Source organism: Gordonia sp. 'Campus' (genome assembly GCF_022206305.1).
Classification (GTDB): Bacteria; Actinomycetota; Actinomycetes; order Mycobacteriales; family Mycobacteriaceae; genus Gordonia.
On record NZ_JAKOIW010000028.1, the window covers coordinates 33,919 to 44,516 of the forward strand.

Here is a 10,598-nt window from a genome sequence, read left to right on the forward strand (position 1 = left end):
GCCGGGTTCACGCCGGCGGGGCCGTGCGTTCGGCGGCAGCGATCCCGGCGTCGATCCTCGGTCCGATCTGTTCCAGCGCCTCGCTGCCGACTACTCCGAGGTGGTCGGCGTCGACGTCGATCCTGGTCACCGTGCCGCTCAGGTACGGCGTCCACCGTGCTGCTGTCTTATCCGGATCGGCGTCCCCGCCCGCCGCGAGGACGAGGGTGGTGTCGCCGTCGAAGGGACGCGGGCGGTGATCGACGGTGCGACTCTCCGAACTCGCCATCCGCTGGAGCATCCGGTCGAATGCGTCGCCGACCAGGAGGCCGAGCTCGGTGACCTTGTCGCGCACCGCACCGGCGATCGCGTCCGGCTCCGATGACGCGGTGACGTCGTCGACGTCGATGACTGCCCGCCACCCACCGAGGAGTTCGGCGAGCACGTCGCGAGCGTCACCGTCGCCGTCGGGAGGATCCGTGACGGGCCCCGCCCGGTCGGCCGTGGACTCGTCCTGATCGACCGGATAGCTGTCCAGCAATCCGAGGAACCCAACTTCCACGCCCTGCTCGCGCAGTTCGGCTGCCATGTCCTGGGCGATGAGTCCACCGATGGACCATCCGACGAGGTGTATCGGCCCTTGCGGGACGATGCGCCGGACCTCGTCGACGTATCGCGCCGCCAGGTCCCGGATCGATGCGTCCGCGAGTTCGCCCGCCACCACGAACGGGTCCTGGAGGCCGTAGACCGGCCGGTCGTCGAGGTACGGCGTCAACCCGGCGAACAGCCACGCCAGCCCGTCGGCGGGATGGATGCAGAAGACCGGGGGGCGTGAACCGTCGGGCCGCAGCGGTACGACGACCGCATTCACCGACGATGCCGGGCGGGTCGTATGAGACTCGCTCTGTCGCTTCTCTGTGTCGGCGTGCTCGGCCAGTCTCGCACCGAGGTCTCGTGGCGTCGGTCCGGCGAACACCCAAGCGACGTCGACGGGCATCCCGGTGTGGCGGCGGAGGATCGACACGAGGCGGACCGCCGACAGCGAGGTACCGCCGAGATCGAAGAAACTCTGTCCGGCGGTGGCGACCACCGACCCGGTGACCTCCGACATCGCTTCGGCGACAACCGATTCCCAACCATCCGCGGGTGGTCGGGACGCGACTTCCCCGGGTACCGCCCCGCCGGCGCTCAGCAGCGCGGCGATCCGATGGCGATCCGGCCGACCGTCCGCGGTCCCCGGGATCGTGTCCGACACCTCGATGACGTCCGGAACCCAGTGGAGGGGCACCATTTCCCCGAGGGCGCGGCGCAGGTCACCGGCGCCGGGAGCGGAGCGAGCGGGCCGATCGGCACCGGCGCCGGGAGCGGAGCGAGCGGGCCGATCGGCACCGGCGCCGGGAGCGGAGCGAGCGGGCCGATTTACACCGGCGCCGGGAGCGGAGCGAGCGGGCCGATTTACACCGCCGGTGAGTTCGTCACCATCTGCGGCCGCCCAGACCCCGATGCGCGTTCCGTCGTCGCCGTCGAGCGGGAGGGCGACGGCCTCGGCGACGCCGTCCATCGCCGCCACGATCTGTTCCAGAACGTCGAGATCGACGCGACGGCCGTCGATTCGTGGATGACGCTCGATCGGACCGAGGATCTCGAGCCCGACGTCGGGGGTGTGGACCCACCGTGCGAGTGTCCCCGTCGGCGACCTCGAACCGTCGTCACCGATGTCGTGCAGTTCACCGGGGATGCGGAGCGGCACGGGCCGTCCGGCGGTGTCCACGATGGTCGACGGCGAGTTCTGGACCGGTGCCAGGTCGATGTCGTCCAGGACGCGGTCGGGGTCGCCGGTGACGGCGTCGACCATCCGGAGGAAGACGTCGCGGATGGCCGCGATCGTTTCGTCGTCGAAGATCGCTGCGGCGTAGTCGATCTCGCCGACGATCGCGGTGCCGTCGACGCCGGGGTGTTCGGCGAGGCCGAGCGTGAGGTCGACCTTGGCCGGTGGCGCTCCGGCCTCGACGGGCGTGACGGCGAGCCCGTCCATGTCGACCGGACCGTCGGCGGCGTCGACGAGCGAGTCCGCCGACGGCTCGCCGAGGTAGTTGATCATCACCTGGACGAGCGGCGCGTGCGCGGTGGATCGGACCGGCGTCAGGTGCTCGACGAGCGTCTCGAACGGGATGTCGGCGTGTGCGAAGGCCGCGAGGTCGACGTCGCGGACGAGGTCGAGAAGATCGGCGACGGTGTCGTGTTCGTGCAGACGGGTGCGCAGCACCACGGTGTTGATGAACATACCGATGAGCGCGGCGGTGGCCTGCTGTCCCCGGCCGGAGACCGCCGCTCCGACGCTGACGTCCGCGACGTCGGCGACACGCGCCAGTGTGGCGGCCAGAGCTGCGTGGCAGACCATGAAGGGCGTGATGCCCCGCCGGCGGGCCGTCGCCATCACCGCGGCGCTACGCCGCTCTCCGAGTTCGACGCCGAGACGTCCACCGCTGTGATCGGTGACGGCGGGCCGCGGCCGATCACCGGGGACCTCGAGCGCCGCGGGAACACCGGCCAGCGTCGACGCCCAGAACGAGAACTGCGTCGCCATGAGGGACGTGGGATCGTCGACGTCTCCGAGCACTTCCCGCTGCCACAGGGTGTGGTCGGCGTAGGCGACCGCAGGCGCCTCGAGCGCGTCGCCCCTCCGGTAAGCGGCGAGGATCTCTGCGAACAGGATCTGCAGCGACACCGCGTCGGCGGCGATGTGGTGCAGGACCACGACCACCCGGTGGCGCCCGGGATCGATCTCGGCGACGGCGCCCCTGATCGGCAACTCGGCGGTGACGTCGAAGCCCTCGGCGCCGACTGCCATGGCATCGTCGACCGAGGTCATCGCATCCCAGCGCAGCTGGGCGGCGGCCGCCTGCGCATCGAGGATGCGCTGTTCGGGGATCCCGTCGGCGCCGACCGGGTAGATCGTCCGCAACGGCTCGTGCCGTGTCATGACCGCGACGATCGCCGTCCGCAGGGCGCTCGCGTCCAGATCCCCGACGATGTCGAAGGCGACGGGCATGTTGTAGACCGGCGAGGTGACGTCGAACTGATTGAGGAACCACATCCGTTGTTGCGCATACGACAACGGGATTCGGGCCGGGCGGGGTCGCGGCACCAGCGGATGAGCGCTGATCCGACGAATGCCGAGCGCCTGCGCGAGTCCGCGGACCGTCGGGGTCCGGAACAGGTCACGGACATCCACGTCGGTGCCGAGCCGGTCGCCGATCCGGGCCACCACCCTCATGGCCGCCAGCGAGTTGCCGCCGAGGTCGAAGAACGGCACGGTGACCGACACCTCGTCGAGGCCGAGGACGTCGGCGAACACCGCGGCCACCGCGCGTTCGACCGGGTCGGCGGGCCGCACCACCTCGTTCGCGACTGCTGCCGGTTCGGGAAGCGCCCGACGGTCGAGTTTGCCCGTCGCGGTGATCGGCACCGCGTCGAGGACAACCCATCGAGTGGGTCGCATGTACTGCGGCAGAGCTGTTTCCAGATGGTCGCGCACCGCATCGAGGTCGATGTCGCCGGCGAGGTACCCCACGAGCACGTCGCCCGCGGGACCGGTGCGCACTGCGACGGCCGCGTGCGTCACCCCGTCCACCCGGGCCAGGACCGTCTCGATCTCCCCCAGTTCGATGCGCTGACCGCGCAGCTTGACCTGGAAGTCCGCGCGGCCGAGATATTCCAGTTCACCGGCCGCATTCCAGCGGACCAGGTCACCCGTCCGGTACAGGCGGGCACCACGCCGGCCCGTGGGATCGGCGATGAACCGCTCGGCGGTCAGATCCGGTCGGGCCGAATAGCCGCGGGCCAGTTGGTCGCCGCCCACGTACAGTTCGCCGACCACCCCGATCGGCGACGGTTGCAACCGGTCGTCGAGGACCCAGGTGCTCGTGTTGGCGTCCGGGCGCCCGATGGGGACGACCTCGTCGTCCGGGCGGACGCGGTGCGCGGTCACCTCGACGGCCGCCTCCGTCGGACCGTAGAGGTTGTCGATCTCCGCGGTCGGTACGAGATCCGCCATGGCGGCGGCCGTCGCGGCCGGGAGCGCCTCCCCGGAGGCGTTGACACGACGCAGCGACCCGAGCGCACGGCGCCGCTCGGCGTGCCCTCCGACGTACTCCACGAAGGCGGCCATCATCGACGGCACGAAGTGGATCGACGTGACTCTGCGCTGCCCGATCTCGGCGAGGATGTAGGCCGGGTCGACGTGCCGTCCGTCCTCGGCGATGACGAGTCGGGCACCGGCCATCAACGGTTCGAACAGTTCGGGCACCGAGACGTCGAACGTCACCGGCGTCTTGAGCATCACCACGTCGTCGCGCCGCAGCGGCGAGCGCACCGCCATCCACGCGAGCCGGTTCAACACCGCGCCGTGACTGACCGTGACCCCCTTGGGAGTACCGGTCGAGCCGGAGGTGAACAGGGTGTAGAGCGCGTTGCCCGGGCGGGGTCTGCGAGGCACCGCGTCCGACGCCTGCGACGCGCCCAGCGGGGCGCGACCGTCCACCAGGACGACCGGTGTCGTCAGACCCGACACGGCAGGCGGGCGCGCACCGTCGACGAGGATCGCCACGATGCCCGCTGTGTCGATCATCGCGGCGGCGCGCTCGGGCGGGGTCGCCGGGTCGATGGCGACGTAGCTGCCGCCTGCGGCGACCACGCCGTGAATCGCGAGAACCAATTCGATGGAGCGCGGAATGCAGACGCCCACAGCCACATCGGGGCCCACACCCAGTGCCGCCAGCCGGGCGGCGATCCGACCGGTGCGCGCGGTGAACTCCCGGTATGTCACGACCCGGTCTCCCGCGACGAGTGCGACGGCCTCCGGTGATCGACGCGCGGCCCGCTCGACGGCGTCGGTGACCGTCGACCACGGTACGTCCAGATCCGGTCCGCAGACCAGGTCGGCGATGCGGGCGCGCTCGGCAGCGTCCGTCAGCTCGATCGCACCGATGGCCCGCTCCGGGGGCCCGGTGAGTGCTTCGAGCACCCGGGTCAGCCTGGTTGCCACGCCGGCGACCGTGTCCTCGTCGAACAGGTCGGTGGCGTAGGTGATCTCGACGGTCCACGGGCCGTCGGACGCGATCTCGACCGCGAAGGTCATGTCGAGTTGGGTGGTGCCGGTCGACGCCGCGATCGGCTCCAGAATGAGGCCGGTGCCGTCGACTTCGTCGGATCCACCGGTCGGGTCAGAACCGGCGGAATCGGCGTGGAGCACGGACAACATCACCTGGCTGATGGGCGCGAAGGCCTCCGAACGTACCGGAGCCAGCCGATCCACGAGATATTCGAAGGGGACGTCCGCCCGGGACAGCGCGTTGACATCGTCGATGCGCACGCGCTCGAGGAAGTCCCCGATCGGGATCGACGGATCGACCTCGGTGCGCAGCACGACGGTGTTCACGAACATCCCGACGAGGTCGTCGAGGTGTGCGTGACCGCGCCCGGCCACCGGTGTGCTGATGACGATGTCCCGGCTCGCCGACAACCGTGCCAGGAGCAGTGACAATGCGGCGTGGACCACCATGAACTCGGTTGCGCCGTATCTTCTTGCCGCCGAGCCGATCCGGTCGGTCAGTTCGGCGGGGATCGCGGCGATCACGCGCGACCCGCGCTGCGAAGCGACCGGGGGCCGGGGCCGGTCGGTGGGCACTGCGAGCAGTTCACCCACGCCTGACAACCGGGTCAGCCAGTACGCGACCTGTCCGCCCAGGATCGAATCCGGGGAATCGATGTCGCCCAGCGTGTTCCGTTGCCACACGGCGTGGTCGGCGAACTGGATCGGCAGCTCGTCCCGGTGCGGCGGGTGCCCGGCGGTGCGCGCCAGGTATGCCGACCACAGGTCGGCGACGAGCGGCCGCATCGACTCTCCGTCGGCCGCGATGTGGTGCAGCAGCACGACGACCACGTGGTCCCGATCACCCACCGTCACGAGTCGGACCCGGATCGGGATCTCTACGGTCACATCGAAGGTCGCGGTGCCGATCATCGTCGCGGGGTCGAGGCCCATTCCGGTTCCGTCGTCCGGCGTCGCGGTGATGGTCTCCCAGATCAGCCGGGTACGGGCCTCCTCCACGGAGAGAATGTGCTGGTGTGGCTCACCGGCGTCCGCGGGAAAAACGGTCCGGAGGATCTCGTGACGACCGATGACGTCGACCACCGCCTCGCGCAGGTGCGCGATGTCCAGTGCCCCACGGAGGCGGACCGCCACCGGGATGGTGTAGGTCGCGGACTCGGGCTCCAGCCGGTTCAGGAACCAGATCCGTTGCTGCGCATACGACAGCGGGACCCGTTCCGGCCTGGGGTCTGCTCGGCGCAACGGCGGTGGCACGATGCCGGTCTGGTGCGCGGAGTCGATGCGACGCCCGAGCCCGCGGACGGTGGGTGCCTCGAACACGTCGCGGACGCCCACACGTAACCCGAACGCGTCACCGGCGCGGGCGCTGAGGCGCGTCGCCGAGAGCGAGTTCCCCCCGATCGCGAAGAAGTCCGCGGTCACCGACACGTCGTCGATGTCGAGCACGTCCGCCACGATCGCGGCCAGTGTCCGCTCGGTGAGCGTGGACGCCGGCACGTGATCGTCGACCTGGTCGGCGCCGATGTCCGGGAGGGCGCTCCGGTCGATCTTGCCGATCGGGCTGCGGGGCAATGAGTCCAGGACCGCCAGCGCGCCCGGGATCATGTGCGGGGGAAGGACGGTCGCGAGGTGTTCGCGCAGCTCACCCACGGTCACGGGGCGATCCGGGCTCACCGGTTCGACATACCCGGCGAGTGCCGTGACGGGATCGCCGACACCGATGACCGCCGCCGTCCGCACACCCTCGTGTGTGGTCAGCACCGCCTCGATCTCCCCGAGTTCGAGACGTTGTCCCCGCAGCTTCACCTGGAAGTCGGAACGGCCGACGTACGTGAGATCCCCGGTGGCCGAACGCACGACGAGGTCGCCGGTGCGATACATCCGCGTGCCCGGAATGCCCATCGGCGACGCGACGAACCGTCCCGCGGTGAGCGCGGCCCGGCCGTGATAACCCCGCGCCAGTGCCGGGCCGACGAGGTGCAGCTCGCCGACCACTCCGGGTGGTACCGGGTGCAGCCGATCGTCGAGCACATGCGCGACGACGCCGGGCACCGGATGTCCCAGCCGGACCGGACTACCGACACTGATCGCGGGTGACGTGACGCTGATGATCGTCGTCTCGGTCGGTCCGTAGCCGTTGTACACGGCGAGATGCCGCGCCCACCGGTCCTTCTCGGCGTCGGGCACCGCCTCGCCGCCCAGGAGCACGTCGGTCAGCGGCAGCCGTGCCGGTTCCGGCAGCGACGCAGCCACCGAGGTCACCAGGAAGGCGTGGGTGGTGCGATGCTCGGCGATGAACTCGGCGAGGTCGCGCCCCCCGAAGATGTCCGGCGGGACGATGGCGAGTGTCGCCGCATTACCGTAGACGCCGAGGACTTCCAGCATGGCGGCATCGAAGGCAGGCGAGCTGATCCCCAGCCAGCGAGCATGGGGCCCCGAACCGTGCCGATCCCGCAGTACGGCGGCGACACCGGCCAGGCCACGATGTGGAACGAGCACTCCCTTGGGGGTTCCGGTCGATCCCGACGTGAAGATCATGTAGGCGCCCTGGTCGACGTGCGAGGGCCGGGTCGGCTCCGGCGAGTCGCCCGGTTCGCGAGCAGCCAGGTCATCGGCGCGCCCGGCGTCGACGAGCAACCATTCCGGGCCGTCGGTCGTCGTGCCGGACCCCAGTGCGGCGACACTCCCGTCGGTGATGCCGATCCGTGCGCCGCTCGCCTCGACCACGCGCGCGATCCGCTCGGCCGGGTATCGGGGGTCGACGGGGCAGTAGACGGCACCGGCCTTCGCGACGGCCCACAGAGCGAGCTGGGCCGACGCCGAGCGCGGGAAGACGCACAGGACGACGTCCTCGGGTCCGACGCCCCGCTCGATCAGTTCTGCGGCGAGATGCGAACTGGCGTTGTCGAGTTGGGCGTAGGTCCACGTCCGGTCGGCGTCGACGACCGCGACATGTTCGGGCCTCGCCCGGGCGGCGTTCCGAAGCAGGTCCCCCAGCAGTGCCGGCCGGGGGTCCGGGTCTCCGGAGACCAGCGGCAGCATGTCCTCGTCGGCCGCGAGCAGCCGCAGGTCCCCGATCGCGTGGGCGGGATCGGCGACCGCCTCCGCGAGCAACCCGGTGAAGCGATCGGTCAGGCGCCGGGCGTCGGCATCGTCGTAGAGGTCTGTCGCGTAGGTGAGCGTGCCCTGCCATGCGGCACCCTCCACCGGGTCGGTCGCGATGGCGAAGGTGAGATCCAGTTTTGCCGAGTGGTCGTCGACGGCCACGGGTTCGATCTCGAGACCGAGGTCTCGGGATTCGTCGGCCGGGAGCGAACCGCGTTCGAGGGTGGTGAGCAGCACCTGCACCAACGGGGCGTACGCGGCGGTCCGGGCGATGCCCACGGCATCGACGACATCGTCGAACGGCACGTCGGCGTGGCTCAGCGCATCGAGGTCCAACTCGCGCACGTCCGCCACCAACTCGGAGAACGGCCGGGCGGGGGCGAGTGGCGTGCGGAGGGCCACGGTGTTGACGAACATGCCGATCAGATCGTCGGTGTTGCCGTCCCGCCCGGCCGTCGCGGTGCCGATGACCACGTCACCGGTGCCCGACAGTCTGCCGAGAAGCGTGGCCAGCGCGGCGTGGAGGACCATGAAGTCGGTGGCGTCCGCGCCACGGGCGACGGCGCGGATCGCCTGCGCGGTTCGGCCCGGAATGACGAAGTCGACCGTCGCCCCCCGGCCGGTGGGACTCGCCGGACGGATGTGGGTGGTGGGCAGGTCGAGCAGCACGGGGGCACCCGCGAGTCGATCGGCCCACCAGCGACGATGGCTCTCGATCAGGTCTGCTCGGTCACCCGTCATCAGCACGTGATCGGCGTACTGGATGCCCAGCGGTGGCCAATCCGGTGCGACACCCTCCCGGCGTGCCATGTAGGCGGTCAACAGGTCTCGGGCCAGGACGGCCCCTGATTCGCCGTCTGCGGCGATGTGGTGGATGGCGATCACGAGCAGGGCGCCCGTCGTCCCGGTGGAGGGCAGGGCCTCGGTGTGCAACCGCGCCCGCAACGGCAGGTCTCGGGTGAGGTCGTACGGCGCGGCGGCGACCGCGAGCGCCTCTCCGACCGACTCGGCCACCCGCCAGTCGAATACCTCGCCCCCGTCTATGATGAGCTGGTGCGGCCGCCCCTGCGAGTCGAGGGGATACATGGTGCGAAGGACCTCATGCCGCGCAACGACATCGCCGAGCGACAAGCGCAGATGCTCGGCGTCGACGTCACCGCGGATGCGGAACGCGAACGGGATGATGTACGACGCCACCGTCGGCTCGTACTGGTTGATGAACCACATACGGCGTTGCGCGCTCGACAGCGGCAACACCGGCGGACGTGTCGGGACGGCCGGGGCATGGAACGCGGCATCCGCGTATCCCGGCATCGTCTCGATGCGCGAGGCCAGGTCTCGGACGGTCGGGGCATCGAACACGTCGCGCACGCCGACATCGGCTCCGAGCACCCGCCCCGCCCGCGCCGCCAGGCGGGTGGCCGCGAGCGAATTGCCGCCGAGGTCGAAGAAGCTGTCGGTCGTCGACACCGGCGCAGGTTCGTCTGAAGTGAGACCCAGCACCTCCGCGAACACCTCGACCAGCGCGGATTCGACGGCGGTCTGTGGCTCGACCCGGCCCGAGGAGGCGAAATCCGGTGCGGGCAGCGCCTTCCGGTCGACCTTGCCTGCCGTGTTCAGCGGCAACGCATCCAGGACCATCCACGACGTCGGGCGCATGTAGGCCGGCAGTTGTTCAGCCGTGGCACGCAGCTCGTCGACGTCGACCTCGGCGCCGGTGACATGTGCGACGAGCTGGTCCCCCGCCGGGAGCGCCATCACCGACACGACGACCTGGGCGACCCCGGGCGTTGTGGCCAGCACGGTTTCGATTTCGCCCAACTCGATCCGCTGCCCCCGCAACTTCACCTGAAAATCAACACGCCCCACATACTCCAACTCACCCACACCCGACCACCGCACCCGATCACCCGTCCGATACAACCGCCCACCCACCACACCAAACGGATCAGCCACAAACCGCTCCGCCGACAACCCCGACCGCGACGCATACCCCCGCGCCACCTGCACACCACCCACATACAACTCACCCACCACACCCACCGGCACCGGCCGCAACCGCGAATCCAACACCCACACCGACACATTCGGCACCGCACGACCAATCGGCACCACCACCTCACCACCACCCACCACATACGACGTCACATCCACCGCAGCCTCAGTCGGCCCATACAAATTCACCACCCGCACCGACGGCACCAAACCCCGCAACCCCACCACCGAACCCACACCCAACGCCTCACCCGAACAAAACACCTGACGCAACGACCCCAACCCCGCCACACCCGAATCCCCCAGTACCGAATCCTTCAGGGCATCAACAAACACCGACAACATCGACGGCACAAAATGACACACCGACACCCCACACCGCTCCACCACCGACGCCACATACCAC

1 protein-coding gene is annotated in these 10,598 nt (G+C 70.0%); it reads right to left on the minus strand.

Features of this window, described 5'->3' with window-relative positions; all coding sequences use genetic code 11:
* Positions 1-7: 7 nt before the first annotated feature.
* The gene (locus tag MAY35_RS21525) at positions 8-10,591 is read right to left on the minus strand and encodes a non-ribosomal peptide synthetase (protein WP_308192485.1); all 10,584 of its coding nucleotides are present in this window, start codon (positions 10,589-10,591) and stop codon (positions 8-10) included.
* Positions 10,592-10,598 lie beyond the last annotated feature (7 nt).